The sequence below is a fragment of the Salinibacillus xinjiangensis genome, assembly GCF_009649735.1.
Taxonomy (GTDB): domain Bacteria; phylum Bacillota; class Bacilli; order Bacillales; family Alkalibacillaceae; genus Salinibacillus; species Salinibacillus xinjiangensis.
This window is the reverse complement of record NZ_WJNH01000009.1, coordinates 13,233-31,227: the sequence shown is the minus strand read 5'-3', so window position 1 is coordinate 31,227 and position 17,995 is coordinate 13,233. Positions and strand designations below refer to the sequence as shown.

The window sequence follows — 17,995 nt, the reverse complement described above, 5'->3', positions numbered from 1 at the left end:
GTTAATCTTCCTTTCCATATGGGTTGAGCAAATTCAACTCTTGGCGTGCTTCTGCTGGTGTCATAATATCTGAACCGAGACTATGCGCGATTCCCACTGCTTTATCTACTAATTGTTCATTCGTTGCCAGCTGTCCCTTTTTCATGTAAAGATTATCCTCCAAACCAACACGGATATTTCCGCCCTGAAGTAAGGATTCTGCAGCCATTGGCATTTGCATCCGACCGATTCCAAACGCTGCCCATCTCCCGTTCTTCGGTATACGGTTTTTCATATACGAAAGTGTCTCTGCATCTGCTGCCGCACCCCATGGAATACCCAAGCAGAACTGGAATAATGGATCCCCATCAATTAATCCTTCCTCAACTAATTGATTAGCAAAGCGAACATGGCCTGTATCAAAGCATTCAAGTTCAGGCTTAACGCCACTTTGCTGTACCATTCTGGCCTGTTTCCGCAGCCAATCTGTTGGGCTTACATATAGCATATTGCCAAAATTAGTGCTCCCACAATCTAATGTACACATTTCCGGAAGCAATTTTCCTATAGGTTCATGGCGTTCTTCTGGTGTTTGCATATCTGTACCCGCACCGCCTGTTGACGGATCATTTTCATTTGGTACCCAGTCGCCACCACCGCCAGAGGTTAGATTAATAATGACATCCGTTTCCGACTCTCGAATACGTTCAACGACTTCCTGAAACAGATTTACATCATGACTTAGCTTGCCTGTTTTGGGGTCGCGAACATGAATATGTGCAACAGTTGCCCCTGCTTTTGCTGCTTTAATGGCTGAATCTGCAATCTCCTTTGGCGTAACTGGTACATGTGGACTCTTAGCTGTAGTATCACCTGCACCCGTCACCGCACATGATAGAATTACTTTTTTATTCATGTTGACTCGCCTCCTTGATTCTTCGGTACATGCTTAAATATTTCTCCGCTCTCGAAAAACTCTGTTACTCTACGTATCCAGTCGTAGTAGTCCATCCATTTTTTGACCTCAATTAAAAGTTCATTAATAGCCTGCTCATCTTCTTCACTTGTATCTGATTCCTGCTGTAAATCATCTAGCTTTTTCATCAATCGCTGTTCAAAATTCCGGCTTCTGTGGACGGCCTTTTGCCATGTAGAGGTGAATAAAGAAATAAAGGTTTCATAATAATCCTCTTCAACCTGAAATAAATCTTTTCGCACACCTTTTTTAAATACACGCTCAGCAATATTCATATCAATCATTTCCCTGACAACCTGACTCATCCGGGTTTTACTCATGCCAATTTCTGAGGATAATTCATCCAGTGTCATGGGTTCCCTTTGCATATAGATGGTCCCAAGAACACGGCCGACACTTGTAGAAACACCAAATGCATTCATATTGTCAGTAATTTTTTCAACAAACTGTGCTTTGACGTCTTCAATTTTCTCTTTATGATTCATCGCGATAATCTCCTTTACTTCATCCAGCTAACTGATACTAAACTATGCATCATTATCTGCAGCAAGTTGTACAATAATTTTTGAATCCATTTCCCCACCATGATAAATGGTTTCAAAACCAATTTCACCCTTAACATGTGTTTTAGTTGTTGTTCCATTATTCAAGTTTACATCATAAAGAGGTGCTTTACTTGCTGCTATATCCAAACGTAAGCAATGCCCTTTTTTCAGCGTATAAGCTGTTGAGCCAATTTCTATGTCCAGACAGAAAGGCTCGTTTAGCTTTCCCAGTTTTTCCCGATGAAATGTATCGATGACATTATAAGCACGTCCTGATTGATCAACATCCGAAATCCTGAGCGAAATGTCAAAAATTGCAGTTGGGGATGAACACCAAATATGTCCCTTCACCAAACCAAGCAATTGGTAATCTTCTTCAAGAGGCTCACTAGTAAAGACAAGTACATCGTCTCGTTCCTGTATATCACTTACATCAAACATACCTGATTGATGTCCAGCAATTAAAGTTCCTCCACCTCGTACCGGTACCGGATTGGAGGGGTCCAGTTTTAGCTGACTCTCGCTCCCAGCGCTATCTGGCTTTTGGGTAAGCTTACCTCTACGTCCTCCATCGTCAAGAAAAAGTTCCCTCACTGTCCCGGATATTGGCCACTCATCAAAAGCCGCCCATCGATTTTCTCCCATTAAATATAGCTGGACAGGCTTATGAATAGGCATAGGTTTACCCTTCAACCAATGATCAAAAAATTTAATATGAATTTCGGTTGTATCGGAAAATTGATTAAAACCGATATCTTTCTTGGCATTTTCAAAAAAACGTTCCCCCGCATGCCCGGTCATTTCCTCGTGTGTCCAAGGTCCAATCCAGAGCATACACGGACCACCATAAGCCTTGTATGCCGCCAAGGTGGGCATTAATAAGGCATCAAACCAGCCTCCCATAAAAAGTGCAGGAATTTCAAGCTGCCAAAGTCTTTCGGATAAATTGGTCATTACCTTCCATTCCGGTGCCAAATTCCCCCGCATGACATCAAAAAAGAATGAATCAGGACTTAAGTCTTTCATTGGTGTCCATTCTTCTGCCGGTGCATCATATAGCCATTCTTCCAAGCTTTCGTAATACTGATTAAACTTCTTAGAGTCATAGCGGTTTTCTCTTTTTAATTGATCCTCTAGGATAGACCCTAATACCCATGTTTCAAACTTACCAACAGCATGAGCATCTCCTTCATTGCCAAGAATATCTCCCCATGGTTCCGCCATCGTCATAACAGGAGCAATGGCTTTTAGTGAAGGAGGGTGTTCCACTGCTGCCGCAAGCTGTGTATACCCATGATAGGACATGCCGAACAAACCAACCTTACCATTTGAAAAAGGAAGTCTTGCAGCCCATTCAACTGCTTCATAGCCATCTTTACCTTCATGAATAAATGGATAAAAATCACCATCTGATGCAAACCTTCCTCGGACGTCCTGGAGAATCACAGCATAGCCTGCATCAACCATGCGGGGAACATCTAAATACTCATCATAATATCGTGGAGTTTCCTTATCATATGGAAGCCTTAGCATTAAAACTGGATATACTCCATTTTCAACATTAGGGCGATATACGTCAGAACGCAGGATAGTCCCATCTTCCAGTTGACAAGGAATATTTTTCTCAACTTTTATGTGATTCTCGCCCATGACCGGTCACCTCTTCCAATTAAGTGAAGTTTTAATGATTAGGCGGTTGTTTTCGACTCTTTAACGGGCTGAAGCTTCCGTTCAATCCATCCCATAACTAAGTCTGCAATAATGGCCATTAGCGCCGTTGGGATTGCACCTGCCAGAATAATTGGGGTTCCATCTGTTGCATTCGTTCCTGTTAAAATAATGGCTCCTAGACCACCTGCTCCAACAAATGCACCAATTGCTCCAATTCCAATACCGATAACAAGTGCTGTTCTAAGGCCGGCCATAATGACACTAACAGCAAGAGGAAGCTCGACCATACGTAATAGTTGAAAACGTGTCATTCCGGAGGCAAACCCTGCTTCAATCACAGTATGATCTACATCTTTCATGCCAACGTATGTGTTTTGTGTAATAGGTAAAATCGAATAAAGCATTAATGTGAAAATGACTGTATTTGTACCAAGACCTAAAACAATCATAATAACAGCCATTGCACCTAAAGCAGGAATGGTCTGAATGATACTGCCAAATGCCAGTACCCAGCTGCTTAATTTCCCATACTTAGCAATCAGAATACCTAAAGGGATTGAGATTATAGCTGCTAATAAAACTCCATAGGCTGCCATAAGAAAATGTCGGTAAAATTGTGTCCAGATATAGTCGCTATTCTGACTAAAGTAATGAATAAACTGTTCCATAGTTTCCATCTCATTGTCCCTCCTTTGCTGTATCCTCAAAATAGTTGTGTTTTTCTAGGAATTGTTCTGCAACCTTACGCGGGTTCATCAATTTAACATCCGCATTATAATTTAATTCCTGCATTGTTTCGGTAGATATTTGTCCGGAAAGTCGTTCGGTAATTTCCTTTATTTTTGGATATTTTTCTATAACTTTATTTACGATAACTGGCGAAGCATCATAGGGCGGGAAGAATTTTCGATCATCCTCCAGCACCTTTAAGTCAAATTCTTTAATTCGTCCATCAGAGGAATAGGCCAACACAACATCCATTTTGCCACTTGCTGCTGCTTGATAGACAAGACCCACGTTCATTGGAAAAACTTCACCGAATGAAAAATAGGTTTCTTGAAATCCGTCATATCCATCACCTTTACGGTTAATCCACGCATTATCAACACCAAATCGGAGCTCCCCAGCATATGGCTCTAAATCCGAAACGGTTTCAATGTTGTTCTTTTCGGCAAATTCCTTCGTTACAGCTACTGAATAACTATTTTCAAATCCATATGTTGGTGCCCAGGTTTGATTAAAACGCTCCTGAAATTCACGTTTGACTATACCTAAAGCTTTTTCTGGATTGGTAATTGGTTCCATCCCTAAAGCTCCGGAAAGATCTGTTCCTGTGTACCGGGTACTAGTGATATCAAGATCTCCTCTAGTCATCCCTTGGTGCTGAACAATAGAAGAGCCCAAGTGTGTCACCAAATCTGTATCTGCATCTGTTTCCCGTTCAATCATAATTGACAGCATTTCAGCTAGGATTTGGGATTCAGATGTTCCAAGTGCCCCTATTTTCAACGTTTCTTTTGATGTACTTGCGAGCCCAGGAAGTGAACAACCCGCAAGCATCCCAAGTAACATTACTACAATACATCCTTTATATATGTTTCTCTTCATCGTTGTCACCTCCACCATTATGCCGCTTCATATGAATCTTTTAATCCTTCAGGTGTTAAACGGTTTTCTAAGTAGGCCAGTGAACGGTCAGCTATTACAGCAAGAATCGTTGCCGGGATTGTACCAGCAATAATTAAGGCTGGCTGATAGAGGTTCAATCCATCAAAAATAAAGTCACCAAGACCTCCACCACCAATAAATGCAGCCAGTGTAGCCCAGCCAATGAGATAAACCGTTGATAATCGAACTCCTGCCATAATTACAGGGAGTGCTAATGGCAACTCCATCTTTACTATGGATTGTCTATTACTCATTCCCATACCTTTTCCTGCCTCAACTACACCCTTATCAACGTCACGTACACCAATATAAGTGTTCCGTAATATTGGCAGTAATGAATAGAAAAATAGAGCTAGAATAGCAGGAAGTTTTCCAACACCCATAATCGGGATAAAAAAAGCAAGAATCGCTAAGCTTGGAATCGTCTGTAGAATCCCAACAAAAGAAATAAACCGATCAGCAAACTTCGGCGTCCTTGATAACATAATGCCAAGAGGTACGGCCACTAGTACGCCGAGAAGAATTGCTGCTAACGAAATATAAAAATGTTCCCATGTTTTGATCATTAAATCATTACCATGCTCTGTAAAAAATTCCATCATAGTTGTGCACCTCCTACTCTGTTGCCGTCGCTGCTTCAGCCAATTCCATACCATCGCCCCAGATTGTGTCATATACAAGGTTTGCAAGAGTAGCCCTTGTCACAATCCCTGTCAGCTTCTGGTCATTGTCAATTACAGGTACATATTTAACTCCACGACGAAGAATGCGATGAACTGTATCTCTTAGTAAACTATCTTGAGAAACCGAAATAAAATCAGTTTCCATAATGTCATCTACCTGATTGGCTTTTTTATAATTGAGATTAATAGCTTCAATATCAATAAATCCTTTTAATACATGATTAGAATCAACAACAAGCAAGGAATCCACATGTTTATCCCGCATAGTGGAAATTGCAGATTTTAATGTTGTCCCTGTTTGTACGGTGACTGGAGAACCCTCCATAATTTGCCCTACTGTCGTGACATCAGGTCGTCCTTGGATTAAGCGATCCTTGCCTAGGAACTCCTCTACAAATTCGTTTGCTGGATTTCTGAGGATTTCATCTGGAGTATCTGCCTGAACAACCTCTCCATCTTTCATAATGACAATACGGTCTCCAAGCTTTAATGCTTCATCCATGTCGTGTGTAACAAACACAATCGTTTTATCTAATTCCTTTTGGAGCTTTTTAAACTCCTCCTGTAAGGAATCTCTTGTAATAGGGTCAAGAGCTCCGAATGGCTCGTCCATTAAAATTAATGGTGGATTTGCGGCCAGGGCTCGTAAAACACCGATACGCTGCTGTTGTCCTCCACTTAATTCATGTGGATACTTATCTAAGTACTCTTCAGGCAACCCTACCAGCTTTAACAGTTCCTTAGCACGTGCATCTTTCTTTTCCTTTGACCATTTTAATAAGGTACCAACAAGTACAATGTTCTCCTTAATTGTCATATGTGGCATCAGGCCAATTTGCTGAATGACATACCCAATGGATCTTCGTAATTCCACAGGATCCTGATCTTTGATGTTTTTTCCATCAACTAGAATTGATCCTTCCGAAATGTGAATTAGACGATTTACCATCTTCATTGTAGTGGTTTTCCCGCAGCCACTAGGACCAATAAAACAGACAAATTCACCTTTCTCTATTTTTAAATTCAAATTACTTACAACGGTTTTTCCCCCACCATATCGCTTTTTTACGTTTTTAAACTCTAGCAATGCTCTACACCTCCAAGTAGTACTTTCTCGCTGAATCACCTTTACAAGTATACGAGAATCGTTTAATTGAGGAAAAATGCATATAACTTTATACAATACTAAAAATCTATACAATTTTTATTGTATAAAGTTTATAAAGTGGATATCGTAGAATTTCGGCAATTTTCGGCTGATTTTGACATGATTTCACAATGTTAACGCTTTCAGCTTAAATAAAAAAACTTCCCACAAGTTAAGTCAACTTATGGGAAGCCCATCACTAAGTAATATTTATCTATAGAGTTTACTTTTATCTACGTCACTCAACATCATAGCCTTGATCTTCAATCGCTTCTTTCATAGCATCAACAGTAATTTTGGAATCATCATAAGTAACATCGACATTACCCGCATCCAAATTCACTTCAGCTGCTGATACTCCATCTAAATTTTTCAATGCACCTTCCACTGACATTTTGCAATGACCACATGACATGCCTTGAACGTTTAATGTTTTTTCCATGTTCATTCACCTCCTTTACATGTTCTGATTTTATATTTTCGCTCGTTTTAAGCGAAGTGAGTTTGAAACCACACTAACTGAACTTAATGCCATCGCTGCACCAGCAATCCATGGTGCAAGTAATCCGACTGCTGCAACTGGTATTCCTGCTGTATTGTATCCGAATGCCCAGAACAGGTTTTGACGGATATTTCGAATCGTTGCATGACTGATTTTAATGGCCTTCGGTATGAGCAACAGCTCGCCACCAAGAATTGTAATGTCAGCAGCTTCGATTGCCACTTCGGTTCCAGTTCCAATCGCAATTCCAATATCTGCAGTAACGAGTGCAGGTGCATCATTTACACCATCACCAACCATGGCTACCTTTTTACCTTGCGATTGAATTTCCTTTACTTTATCTGATTTCTCTTCAGGTAATACCTGAGCAATTACCTGATCGATTCCTACTTGTTTGGCAATAGCCTGCGCCGTTCTTTCGTTATCCCCAGTTAACATGATCACTTCAATTCCCAATTCTTTTAAATGCTTAATCGCTTCAGGCGCAGTTTCTTTAATGGTGTCTGCAACTGCCACGATGCCTCGAAGCTTCCCGTCGATAGCGATTAACATGGCTGTTTTACCATTGGTTTCATAGTCCACTAACTTTTCTTCAGAGTCTTCTAACACAATTTGATGTTTTTGCATCAACTTTCGATTTCCAACCAGAATGTGTTTTCCAGATATCGTTGCTTCAATACCATGACCAGGTATGGCAGAGAAATCATCCACATCCACAAAATCAATTTCATTTTCTGTTGCATATGTCACAATCGCTTCTGCAAGTGGGTGTTCTGATCCTTTTTCTGCACTAGCCAATAATTGTAATGTTTCCTCATCACCAGAAAAATCCGTAACTTCTGGTTTTCCTTTTGTGATGGTTCCCGTCTTATCAAGTACGATTGCTTGTAATTGATGCGTGCCTTCTAAGTGTTCTCCACCTTTAAATAAAATTCCATTTTCTGCAGCTTTTCCTGTACCAACCATAATGGAGGTAGGAGTGGCGAGTCCTAAGGCACATGGACAAGCAATGACAAGTACCGCTATTGCTGCAACCAATGCGGATTCAAATTGACCAGGATCAACAAAAGCTATCCAGATCACAAACGTTACAATGGCAATACCGACTACAATTGGCACAAAATAACCGGAAATAACATCGGCTAGCCGTTGAATGGGTGCCTTTGAACCCTGTGCTTCTTCAACTACTTTAATAATGGAGGCAAGCGCCGTATCCTTACCAACCTTTGTGGCTTCCATTTCAATTGAGCCATTTTTATTGATGGTAGAGCCTATTACTTTTGCGCCGGTATCTTTTTCAATTGGAATTGATTCACCAGTAAGCATAGATTCATCAACAGATGTTCTCCCTTTCACAACGGTACCATCCACGGGTATTTTTTCACCTGGTTTCACGATTAAATGATCCCCTACCATAACCTGCTCAACTGGAATCATCTGTTCTTTGCCGTCTCTAATCACGCGTGCTTCTTTTGCTTGTAAATTCAGCAATTCAGATATGGCATTTGTGGTTTGACTCTTGGCTCTCGTTTCCAAATACTTACCAAATAAAATGAGTGTGACTAAAACAGCACTCGTTTCAAAATAGAGGTGGGGCATATATCCTGGATTACCTATTGTCTTAACTGCTTCGTATAAACTATAGAAGTAAGCTGCACTTGTACCTAGTGCGACTAAGACATCCATGTTAGCTCCACCATTTTTCAGGTTCTTATAGGCACCAACATAAAATTGCCATCCAATGATAAATTGAACGGGTGTAGCTAAAGCAAATTGGAACCATGGATTCATGAATATATCAGGAACATTCATGTTAAATAAATGAACAAGCATTGTGACTAATAAAGGGGCAGACAGGACTGCAGAAATAATTAGTTTCACCTTTTTATGTTGCAGTTCCTTTTCTTTATAGGATTGCTTTTCTTCAGACTTTGCCTTTGTTTTCGCATCATATCCAATCTTACGTATTTTCTCGATGAGAGCGTTTTGATCAACTAATACCGGGTTATATTCAATGGAAGCACTTTCCGTTGTTAAGTTAACAGTAGCTAATGAGACACCTTCTTGTTTATTTAACACCTTTTCGATTCGGTTCGAACAAGCTGCACAGGTCATCCCAAAGACATCAAATTCAGCTTTTTCTGTTCGAACGCCATAGCCAATATTTTCAATTTTTTTCGTAATGTCTTCAATATTTGCCTTCTCTGGATCGTAATCCACCGTCGCCTTTTTTGTCGTTAAATTAACTTGGGCTTCTACACCATCCATTTTATTTAGAACCTTCTCGATTCGATTCGAACAAGCTGCACAGGTCATTCCTGTTACACCAAGTGTGGAGTGATTTGTTTCTCCCATAATAGCTCCCCCCTTACTTAGAAAATTGCTTCATGACATTCATTAATTCTTCAATAGATTCTTTGCCTTCACCTTTCATAATGGCATCACTAACACAATGGTTGATATGTCGTTCTGTCACAGAAAAGCCTACATTCTTTAATGCAGATTGTATGGCACTGATTTGGACTAAAATATCTATACAATATCGATCATCTTCCACCATTTTCTGTACCCCACGAACTTGACCTTCTATCCGCTTTAAACGGTTAATGATTTTATCCATTTCATCCTTTGTTCTAGGCGTACTTGGGTGATCATGTAAGAATTTTTCTTCATCCATTATCATCACTTCCTTATATTTTCTAGTTATACTATACCCCCCTATAGTATTAATTGTCAATGGAAAGGCATTGGATTTTAAAAATTAAATTACAATATATAACACCCAACACCCCTTAATATTTCCTAGTCTGGAATAAAATATTTTAACTTGCTCAGACCGTTATTTCTCTATAGAAATATTGAAAAAAGAGGCTTTGCAATAGATTTTTACACCTAATGAATAGCCTCTTTTATTTAAAAGGTTTGCATTTTATTTTAAACACTACTTTACTTGCCCTTCCCCCTTAATAATATATTTAGTAGCGGTTAAGGCGGATAAACCCATTGGTCCACGAGCATGAAGTTTTTGTGTACTGATCCCAATCTCAGCACCAAATCCAAATTCAAATCCATCTGTGAATCGGGTAGAGGCGTTGTGATACACGGCTGCTGCATCAATTTCAGTGAAAAATTGTTCTACATTTTCACTTTTTGAAGAGATAATAGCCTCGGAATGCTTTGTTCCATATTGATTAATGTGTGCAATTGCTTCATCTACGTTTTCAACAACCTTTAGTGCTACTTCTAGCCCTAAATATTCAGTACCCCAGTCTTCTTCACTTGCAGGAATGATATTCATTCCCAGCTGTTGTATTGTTTCATCTCCGTGAATTCGGACTTCCTCTTTTTGTAAAGCGTTAATTAAACCTTTTAAATGTTTGGAACCCCAATCGCTTTGTATAAGAATAGTTTCACAAGCATTACATACAGAAGGACGCTCTGTTTTGGCATTAATAGCAATGTCAATGGCCATCCTTGGATCAGCTGTTTCATCAATATAAACATGACAATTACCTGCACCGGTTTCTAACACAGGGACGGTCGAATTTTGGATAACCGTTTGAATCAACTTTGCACTTCCACGCGGGATTAACACGTCGAGATAATGATTTAATTGGAACATCTTTGAAGCCGTTTCCCGACTAGTATCTTCTAGTAGTTGGACCGAATCAACAGGTAAATCACTCATTTCAAGTGCATGATGGATAACCTTTACGATTGCTTTATTTGAATAGATAGCCGTGGAACTACCGCGAAGCAACACGGCATTACCTGTTTTTAAACAGAGACTTGAGGCATCAACAGTTACGTTTGGTCTAGCCTCATAAATCATTCCGATTACACCAAGCGGAACTCGTATTTGTAAAATGGTCAAACCATTCGGACGTTCCCATTTTGCTAACAATTCCCCAATTGGATCCTCCAATTCGGTTAACTCGATAAGAGCATCCGACATATCTTTTAGTCGTGATACATCTAGCATTAAGCGATCAAGTAAAGAATCGCTTATTCCATTGTCTTTTCCGACTGTTAAATCCTTCTTATTTTCCTTTAATATAAATTCCTTTTCTTTGATGATCTGTTCTGAAATAAGTTGGAGTGCTTTATTTTTTTGTTCCGTTGTCGTTTTTGCTAATAATGAAGCTGCGTTTTTGGCCATTTGAGCTTTTTGCATCAACTCACTACTTTGGTCAGTTTGATAGATTTCACCCATTCTTCATTCTCCTTTTATTTTGACTTACCCAATAGTCCCTATGGATTACAACCTTTTGATCACTATTGGCTTTTACCATAGCATCAGTACTCGATAACCCCTTAATGTCTAATAATTGTTTAGAAGAAAAATTCACTCTACCCTTTCCAATCAGTCGCCCCTTTACATTGACTACCTCAACTACATCATTGACCCTAAAATCACCAATAATATTTGTTACACCAGCTGGCAAGAGACTTTTTCCATGTTTTAATATAGCATCTTCAGCACCATGATCAACTTCAATTTTCCCACTAGGAATCGAATGGAGTGCTAGCCACTGCTTTGAACTATTCATACTAGCTTGGGAGCTCCTACCGATATAGGTTCCATCCCCTTTCCCGACTAGTATATCAACAAGTTCCTCCCCACTCGTGCCCGTTCCAATAAATACTTTTACCCCTAAATCTAATGCTGTACGGGCTGCCTCTATTTTTGATTTCATTCCACCTGTACCGACCTTTGAACCAGCTTCAGAAGCATTAATTACTAAATGATCATCAATTTCATCAAGGAAGTTATATTTTTTTGCATCTGGATGTGTTCGTGGATTCCGATCATATATCCCATTGATATCTGTTAGCATCATTAAAAAATCTGCATGCACAAGACCACTAACTAGCGCTGATAGCATGTCATTATCACCAAAGGTTAATCCTTCAATTGACACTGAATCATTTTCATTAATAATAGGTGTGACATGACGCTTTAATAGTTCAGATAAGGTTGCATGTGCATTTTGATATTGTTCTTTGTACAAGAAGTTTTGTCTTGTTAACAGCAGTTGTGCTGCCACAATACCATGTTTCTTAAACTCTTCTGTATAACCTTTTAATAATTGCCCTTGCCCGACCGCTGCAGCTGCTTGTTTCCCAGCAATCGTTACAGGACGGGAGGAATAACCAAGGTCTGTAAAACCAGCTGCAACAGCCCCAGATGAAATCAAAATGACTTCATGCCCAAGTTGTTTCAAGCTTGCAAGCGCATCTACGTATTTACGCAGCTTTTCACTACTTAGTCCACCACTTTTGTTTGTTAAGGAGCTACTGCCTATTTTGACAACAATCCTTTTCTTACTCATTTAACATTCACCCCAATTTATAACTAAAAAATGCCCTTCCATCCTTATACAAGGACGGAAGAGCATTGTTCTCCGCGGTACCACCTTTATTGATATTAGATGCACCTAATATCCACTTTAAATATCCTTTAACGCAGGAATTTCGGTTAGGTGATTGCCTAACAGTTCAAGGGATAGGTTCAATAGCATTGCAGGTTGTAAAATCTTTCAGCCCATGAATTTTACTCTCTTTCACCTGAGGACTATCTAATAGTTCCCTATCATTACTTTGAAATTTATACATTTATTTGTTAATTCTTCTATAATTAATAAATTATTATGAACTAAATTTGATTAGGAGTCAATAAAATTACCATAACCTTGAAATTTCTACTAACCTATAAGTGTGAGGCTCTTTGTAATAAACCATACTATGATAATCATCGCCCAGATTATTCATAGTATACAGGGCTATTTCGCTCGTTTACCTTTTTGAGTTCTTGCATTCACTAACCTTCAGCTAAAAGCAGTGGTCTTTTAATCTTGTGATTATAAAAAAAGTAAGTGAGAGGAAATCTGAGGTGTCTAACAAATATCACAATATGCTAATCTTGTCAACCATTATGAGGGTATATTTTTTTACCTTCCCCATTGATATCGTTCACCCCTCTCTTTATGATTGAATGTAATCAGTTATTCATTTAAAGGAGATGTAAACCATGGACATCCGCCATTTACAATATTTCATCGAAGTCGCCCGCTTCCAGAGTTTCACCAAAGCAGCAGAGCACTTATACATTGCACAGCCGACCATCAGCAAAATGATTAAAAACCTGGAAGAAGACCTTGGGGTGGAATTGTTTGAGCGAACGAGAAAAAAGGTTATCCTTACCGATGCCGGACGGTTAATTCTAATGCAAGCTAAAACCATTGATAAAGCCTTTGAAAACCTCAACACCCAACTTGATGATCTGTTAGGACTTAAAAAGGGACACATTCGAGTCGGCCTCCCACCGATTATGGATGCTGATCAATTTATTAAGATTTTAGGAGGTTTTCATGCCAAGTACCCACACATTACCTTTCAACTCATCGAGGATGGGGCGAAAAGAATCGAAGAGAATATCATTCAAGAGGAACTTGATGTGGGGATTACCGTTTTACCGACTCAGGAGGAACAATTCGAACACTTCTTTCTTTTAAGCGAAGAGTTAGTGGCCGTCCTTCCCCCTGCCCACCCGTTAGCAGGGCGAAAGCAAATACGACTAGAAGAACTGAAAAACGATTCATTCATCCTATTCAATAAAGATTTCGTTCTGAATGACAGGATTAAATCCTCTTGTAAAGAAGCCGGCTTCATTCCAAAAGTCATCTCTGAAAGCTCCCAGTGGGACTTTATCGGTAAGATGATCGCTTCTAACCTCGGTATTTCCATCCTCCCTAAAAGCGTGGCCGGCTTGCTTAAGGAAAAAGTGAAGAAAATCAAGGTCATTAAACCTTCCATTGCTTGGGAGCTTGCACTTATATGGCCGAAAAATCAATACATCTCTTATGCCACTAAGGAATGGCTCGCTTATACGCAAAATCGCTTAAGTACAGAAGAAAGCGGATCAGCTTCCAATTAAATAAAGCTGGTCTTTTTTTATGCGAAAAATCAATGATTGAAAGCATTTACATAGACAAAGGCTATCCAAACGATGATGATTTGCTATTTCACTTACAGAAAAATCGAACGTACACTGAAATTATCCAAAAGTGATGGATAGATACTTACAAACACTAAACCATTCCATATAAAAGGGGAGAGAAACACATGGAAGCAAAACGCGCAAAAGAAAGTTTAGTGATCAATACAGATCAAGTGATGATCAACGATTTAAATAACTACAATACTTTGTTTGGCGGAGTCCTTATGAAGAAACTAGACAACAACGCGACCATATCAGCAAGGCGACATGCTCGTGTGAAAGAATGCGTCACTGCCTCGACAGACTCTATTGATTTCTTACACCCAATCCATCAAACCGATTCGGTCTGCGTGGAGTCCTTTGTGTCTTATACAGGAAATAAATCAATGGAAATTTTCTGCAAAGTGATAGCCGAAGACATGATTACTGGTCACCGCCGCATGGCCGCAACAGCTTTCTTAACGTTCGTGGCCCTTGATGAAAATAAAAAAGCCATTAAAGTCCCGGCGGTTATACCAGAGACCAATGAACAGAAATTCCTCTATCAGTCCGGAGAAGAACGTGCGAAAACGCGTAGAATCAGACGGGAGCAGAGTTCTCAGCTTACAGATATTATCGAACTTGAAAAACCATGGGAAGAAGGAGTAGAGAAAAATGTTGAAATTAGCAAGCTTGGATGAGTTATATGAAGCGAAACAAGGTTTGGAAGAAGTCAGTCACTGTAACCCTGAAATCTATGATATATTAACCCATGTCGTGAGCTTAACTAGGCAACTTCAAATCAAGTACGGCTATATGGGAGCCCTCCTTATGGATGAGGATTTGAACACTACGTACCCGGAATTCGTTAAAGGCTCAGTTTTGTCCCTTTATAAAAAGGAAGTGGACAAACTAAAAAATCACCGAGATTTTCCTGTAGTCAAAACGGTTTTAGACCAACACCGTGATATCGGAGACGCTAAACTATCTTTATTGGTTCTAGGAGCTAAACCGGAGCTATTGAGAGGATCCACAATTATGAAATAGGAGCAATTTTCGCTTAGAGGAAAAAGGCGTAACACCATAAGCTAAAAACTTGGTGTTACGCCTTCCTTTAGTTCGCTAATGCAGAATGCTGTGACCTCTGAAAATACAAAATGGATGAAAACAATGAAGAAAAAGCCTCTCAATAGTTCAATGAAACTATGAGAGGCTCATTAGATCTATAGTGTTTTCCATATTAAGGTCCATGGGGGCACTTATTACATCATGCCGCCCCTATGGTGAGAGTGTGTAATATCGTTAACGTGAGGTGCAAAAAGCATGGAAAATCAACGTTTTGGATATTGTTGGCTGTAACATCTTTAACGGTGATTTACAGCTGTTGCAGTTGTTAACGGGATACGTGTGTCCTTTTTTAACAACTCCATAGCAGATTAAAACAGTGAGAAACATCTCTTACCCTGATAAATTTAAGAACAGTTAAGGAGAGTGTTTTTTCATGCTCTCTTTTTTCATGATTGAATGCACAACAGTAATGTGGAACACCCGAAATGGGTTAATTACCGGTCTGGTTAACAGCCATGGGAAGATATGTCTTCTTCTCATGGCTGTTTTAATCCATTTTTCCAAGTAGCCCAGTCTCTGTAATAAAAGGAAATGTGCACGTCTAAATGTGAATTTTGGATATATATTATTAAATCTATGTCATACAAGTCGATAAATATATTGTAGTAAGTTGGCGATTCATGTCTAAATGATTAATAAGGCTTGTTTATAATTTAATGTGAGGTGGTATTTGAACCTGAATCTATACAGTACATAGGCATACATACACAGTATTAGATTGAAAAAATTGAACTCCATAAGAAGTACGAATCATACAATTATTTGAAATAAGAAAACTGGAGAGGTGCATCAATGAGAATTTTAAACTTTAAAAGCGTTAGAACAAAAATAATAACAGCATTTGCAGCTATTATTTTACTCGTATTAGTATTAGGAATCACAACCATTAGTTTTAATAAGAATACGACGGAAGATATGGAAGATTTAACCAAAATGCAATTAAATCTATTAATTAAGGATGAACAAATAGCTTTGAATATGTCCCAAAGAACAAACCTTTTAAGAGGATTTTTACTATATGACGATGAAGCATTAAGAGACAGATTTGAAGCTGGTATTGAAAAAAGTATTGCATTGGAAAATGAATTAGTCGAACTTAGTGACTCTGAAAAAGTACAAAAGCTTATTGACAAAAAAATTGAATGGGGAAAGCTAACTGATCAGGTTTTTGCGGCGTATGATAACGGCAACAAAGAGAAAGCCATGCAAATCATGCGCACAGAGGTTCAGCCTCTTTCGGACGAATTAATTAACTCTTTTCAAGAACTGGCAAGTGAACGGGAAGGATTTATCCATGAAGCTGGAGATGAAATTGTCAATACAAGCAGTGTGAACATGAATATCAGTTTAGTCATCACGATTTTAGCTGTGATTTTAGGAGTGGCAATTGCTATTACCTTTTCTCAAAGTATGATGAGACAGATTAAAACGGTCATGGGTCGCATGAGGGATATAGCGGACGGAGATTTAACCGGTGAAGACTTAGAAGCGAAAACAAAAGATGAAATCGGCGACCTTGTCTTAGTGACAAATGATATGAATCATAATATGAGGGAGCTTCTAGGTAAAATCAATTCGGTATCAGAGACTGTTTCAAGCCACAGTGAAGAGCTGACTCAATCAGCCAATGAAGTCATGAGTGGAACAGAAAAAATTTCTTCGACCATGGAAGAAATTGCTTCAGGCTCTGAAACACAAGCAAACAATGCCAGTGAGTTAGCAAACAATGCCACTAACTTCTCTACTAAAGTGGAAGAAGCAAACGAAGACGGTGAACTAATTTATGATGCCTCGAAACAAGTATTGCAAATGACAAACGATGGAAGACAGCTGATGAACAAGTCAGTCGATCAAATACAATCTATTCACAAGCTTGTTGAACAAGCAGTAGAAAAAGTAAAAGGCTTAGACGAACAATCGAATCAAATTTCAAAATTAGTCATCGTTATTAAGGATATAGCTGATCAGACGAATCTGTTAGCCTTAAATGCTGCCATTGAAGCGGCCAGAGCGGGAGAGCATGGTGAAGGATTTGCTGTAGTAGCCGATGAAGTTCGAAAATTGGCTGAGCAGGTTTCTAATTCGGTAACCGAAATAACAGGAATTGTAGGCAGTATTCAGTCGGAATCCTCAAACGTGGTCGAATCACTGCAAGATGGGTATAGTGAGGTAGAAAAAGGTGCAAACCAAATCCAATCTACGGAATATACGTTTGAAACAATCAGTATAGCGATCGATGAAATGGCCTCAAGTGTTGGATTTATAACGGAAAATCTGGTTGAAATGTCCCAAACAAGCAAAAATATGAATTCATCTATTGAGGAAATTGCGTCTGTATCTGAAGAAGCTGCCGCAGGTGTTGAAGAAACAGCCGCAGCATCACAACAAACAAGTAGTACCATGCAGGAATTTGCGTCCAGTTCTGAGCAGTTATCCAGACTTGCGGAAGAATTAAACGGCCTAGTACGTCGTTTTAAACTGTAATAAGTGTTTAAGTAACTAACATATTAAATTGGCAAACATGTCGAATTTGCTAGTATAAAGTAAACGGAAGTATCCAAAGACGATAGCATGGTAGGCTATGCGTATTCTTTGGGTACTCTATTTTGTAGAAATGAGGGTGCAGACATGAACTTGGAGGAGCTAACCAGTTTTAATAAACTGATCACACCATCACCACAATCATTCAAGTAATCTTCTGGATAGGTGTTATCTTT

The 17,995-nt window shown here is 39.2% G+C and carries 16 protein-coding genes, 1 pseudogene and 1 other annotated feature; of the genes and pseudogenes, 5 read left to right on the top strand and 12 right to left on the bottom strand.

Going from position 1 to position 17,995, the window contains the following annotated elements:
• Nucleotide 1: 1 nt before the first annotated feature.
• The 12 genes from GH754_RS13725 to proB all read right to left on the bottom strand — a co-directional run bounded on the left by GH754_RS13725 (nucleotide 2) and on the right by proB (nucleotide 12,504).
• Nucleotides 2-895, bottom strand: a complete 894-nt coding sequence (locus GH754_RS13725; protein WP_153729265.1) for a BKACE family enzyme — start codon at nucleotides 893-895, stop codon at nucleotides 2-4.
• Nucleotides 892-1,440, bottom strand: a complete 549-nt coding sequence (locus GH754_RS13720) for a GbsR/MarR family transcriptional regulator (RefSeq protein WP_153729264.1) — start codon at nucleotides 1,438-1,440, stop codon at nucleotides 892-894. Before GH754_RS13720 ends, GH754_RS13725 begins: the two co-directional genes overlap by 4 nt.
• Before the next feature lie 42 nt (nucleotides 1,441-1,482).
• Nucleotides 1,483-3,150: a CocE/NonD family hydrolase gene (locus tag GH754_RS13715; protein WP_153729263.1), complete on the bottom strand. Its 1,668-nt coding sequence runs from the start codon at nucleotides 3,148-3,150 to the stop codon at nucleotides 1,483-1,485.
• 38 nt (nucleotides 3,151-3,188) lie between these two features.
• On the bottom strand, nucleotides 3,189-3,848 hold the full coding sequence (locus GH754_RS13710; protein ID WP_153729262.1) for an ABC transporter permease: 660 nt from the start codon (nucleotides 3,846-3,848) through the stop codon (nucleotides 3,189-3,191).
• Nucleotide 3,849: 1 nt separating this feature from the next.
• Entirely contained in the window at nucleotides 3,850-4,779 is a 930-nt protein-coding gene (locus GH754_RS13705; RefSeq protein WP_153729261.1) for an osmoprotectant ABC transporter substrate-binding protein, read from the bottom strand.
• Between the two features lie 17 nt (nucleotides 4,780-4,796).
• Nucleotides 4,797-5,441 (bottom strand): ABC transporter permease, encoded by a 645-nt coding sequence (locus GH754_RS13700; protein WP_153729260.1) that lies wholly within the window; start codon nucleotides 5,439-5,441, stop codon nucleotides 4,797-4,799.
• A 13-nt stretch (nucleotides 5,442-5,454) separates the two neighbouring features.
• A complete protein-coding gene (locus GH754_RS13695) occupies nucleotides 5,455-6,609 on the bottom strand; it encodes a betaine/proline/choline family ABC transporter ATP-binding protein (protein WP_153729259.1) in 1,155 nt (384 codons plus the stop codon).
• Nucleotides 6,610-6,907: 298 nt separating this feature from the next.
• On the bottom strand, nucleotides 6,908-7,111 hold the full coding sequence (copZ, locus tag GH754_RS13690) for a copper chaperone CopZ (protein WP_153729258.1): 204 nt from the start codon (nucleotides 7,109-7,111) through the stop codon (nucleotides 6,908-6,910).
• Between the two features lie 30 nt (nucleotides 7,112-7,141).
• The gene (locus GH754_RS13685; protein WP_153729257.1) at nucleotides 7,142-9,526 is read right to left on the bottom strand and encodes a heavy metal translocating P-type ATPase; all 2,385 of its coding nucleotides are present in this window, start codon (nucleotides 9,524-9,526) and stop codon (nucleotides 7,142-7,144) included.
• Between the two features lie 13 nt (nucleotides 9,527-9,539).
• Nucleotides 9,540-9,848, bottom strand: a complete 309-nt coding sequence (locus GH754_RS13680; RefSeq protein WP_153729256.1) for a metal-sensing transcriptional repressor — start codon at nucleotides 9,846-9,848, stop codon at nucleotides 9,540-9,542.
• 264 nt (nucleotides 9,849-10,112) lie between these two features.
• The gene (locus tag GH754_RS13675) at nucleotides 10,113-11,384 is read right to left on the bottom strand and encodes a glutamate-5-semialdehyde dehydrogenase (protein WP_153729255.1); all 1,272 of its coding nucleotides are present in this window, start codon (nucleotides 11,382-11,384) and stop codon (nucleotides 10,113-10,115) included.
• Entirely contained in the window at nucleotides 11,377-12,504 is a 1,128-nt protein-coding gene (proB, locus tag GH754_RS13670; protein WP_153729254.1) for a glutamate 5-kinase, read from the bottom strand. The genes GH754_RS13675 and proB overlap by 8 nt, the downstream gene beginning before the upstream one ends.
• Before the next feature lie 47 nt (nucleotides 12,505-12,551).
• Nucleotides 12,552-12,777, bottom strand: a binding site (T-box leader).
• Between the two features lie 425 nt (nucleotides 12,778-13,202).
• Here proB and cidR point away from each other — a divergent pair.
• From cidR to GH754_RS13650, 5 genes and pseudogenes are all read left to right on the top strand, one after another.
• Nucleotides 13,203-14,108, top strand: coding sequence for a cidABC operon transcriptional activator CidR (gene cidR / locus GH754_RS13665; protein ID WP_153729253.1), 906 nt, complete (start codon nucleotides 13,203-13,205; stop codon nucleotides 14,106-14,108).
• Nucleotides 14,109-14,296: 188 nt separating this feature from the next.
• On the top strand, nucleotides 14,297-14,851 hold the full coding sequence (locus GH754_RS13660) for an acyl-CoA thioesterase (protein WP_153729252.1): 555 nt from the start codon (nucleotides 14,297-14,299) through the stop codon (nucleotides 14,849-14,851).
• Nucleotides 14,826-15,197: a hypothetical protein gene (locus GH754_RS13655; RefSeq protein ID WP_153729251.1), complete on the top strand. Its 372-nt coding sequence runs from the start codon at nucleotides 14,826-14,828 to the stop codon at nucleotides 15,195-15,197. The genes GH754_RS13660 and GH754_RS13655 overlap by 26 nt, the downstream gene beginning before the upstream one ends.
• A gap of 333 nt (nucleotides 15,198-15,530) precedes the next feature.
• Nucleotides 15,531-15,590 (top strand): annotated as a pseudogene (locus tag GH754_RS20115) (RAxF-45 family protein); the annotation flags it as partial.
• A 480-nt stretch (nucleotides 15,591-16,070) separates the two neighbouring features.
• Nucleotides 16,071-17,762: a methyl-accepting chemotaxis protein gene (locus tag GH754_RS13650; RefSeq protein WP_153729250.1), complete on the top strand. Its 1,692-nt coding sequence runs from the start codon at nucleotides 16,071-16,073 to the stop codon at nucleotides 17,760-17,762.
• Nucleotides 17,763-17,995: the final 233 nt, after the last annotated feature.

Coding starts and splice junctions, on each gene's coding strand:
- GH754_RS13680 (WP_153729256.1), bottom strand. CDS start 9,848: ATGGATGAAGAAAAATTCTTACATGATCACCCAAGTACGCCTAGAACA.
- GH754_RS13660 (WP_153729252.1), top strand. CDS start 14,297: ATGGAAGCAAAACGCGCAAAAGAAAGTTTAGTGATCAATACAGATCAA.
- GH754_RS13720 (WP_153729264.1), bottom strand. CDS start 1,440: ATGAATCATAAAGAGAAAATTGAAGACGTCAAAGCACAGTTTGTTGAA.
- GH754_RS13715 (WP_153729263.1), bottom strand. CDS start 3,150: ATGGGCGAGAATCACATAAAAGTTGAGAAAAATATTCCTTGTCAACTG.
- GH754_RS13705 (WP_153729261.1), bottom strand. CDS start 4,779: ATGAAGAGAAACATATATAAAGGATGTATTGTAGTAATGTTACTTGGG.
- GH754_RS13655 (WP_153729251.1), top strand. CDS start 14,826: ATGTTGAAATTAGCAAGCTTGGATGAGTTATATGAAGCGAAACAAGGT.
- GH754_RS13725 (WP_153729265.1), bottom strand. CDS start 895: ATGAATAAAAAAGTAATTCTATCATGTGCGGTGACGGGTGCAGGTGAT.
- GH754_RS13700 (WP_153729260.1), bottom strand. CDS start 5,441: ATGATGGAATTTTTTACAGAGCATGGTAATGATTTAATGATCAAAACA.
- cidR (WP_153729253.1), top strand. CDS start 13,203: ATGGACATCCGCCATTTACAATATTTCATCGAAGTCGCCCGCTTCCAG.
- GH754_RS13710 (WP_153729262.1), bottom strand. CDS start 3,848: ATGGAAACTATGGAACAGTTTATTCATTACTTTAGTCAGAATAGCGAC.
- GH754_RS13650 (WP_153729250.1), top strand. CDS start 16,071: ATGAGAATTTTAAACTTTAAAAGCGTTAGAACAAAAATAATAACAGCA.
- GH754_RS13685 (WP_153729257.1), bottom strand. CDS start 9,526: ATGGGAGAAACAAATCACTCCACACTTGGTGTAACAGGAATGACCTGT.
- copZ (WP_153729258.1), bottom strand. CDS start 7,111: ATGGAAAAAACATTAAACGTTCAAGGCATGTCATGTGGTCATTGCAAA.
- proB (WP_153729254.1), bottom strand. CDS start 12,504: ATGAGTAAGAAAAGGATTGTTGTCAAAATAGGCAGTAGCTCCTTAACA.
- GH754_RS13675 (WP_153729255.1), bottom strand. CDS start 11,384: ATGGGTGAAATCTATCAAACTGACCAAAGTAGTGAGTTGATGCAAAAA.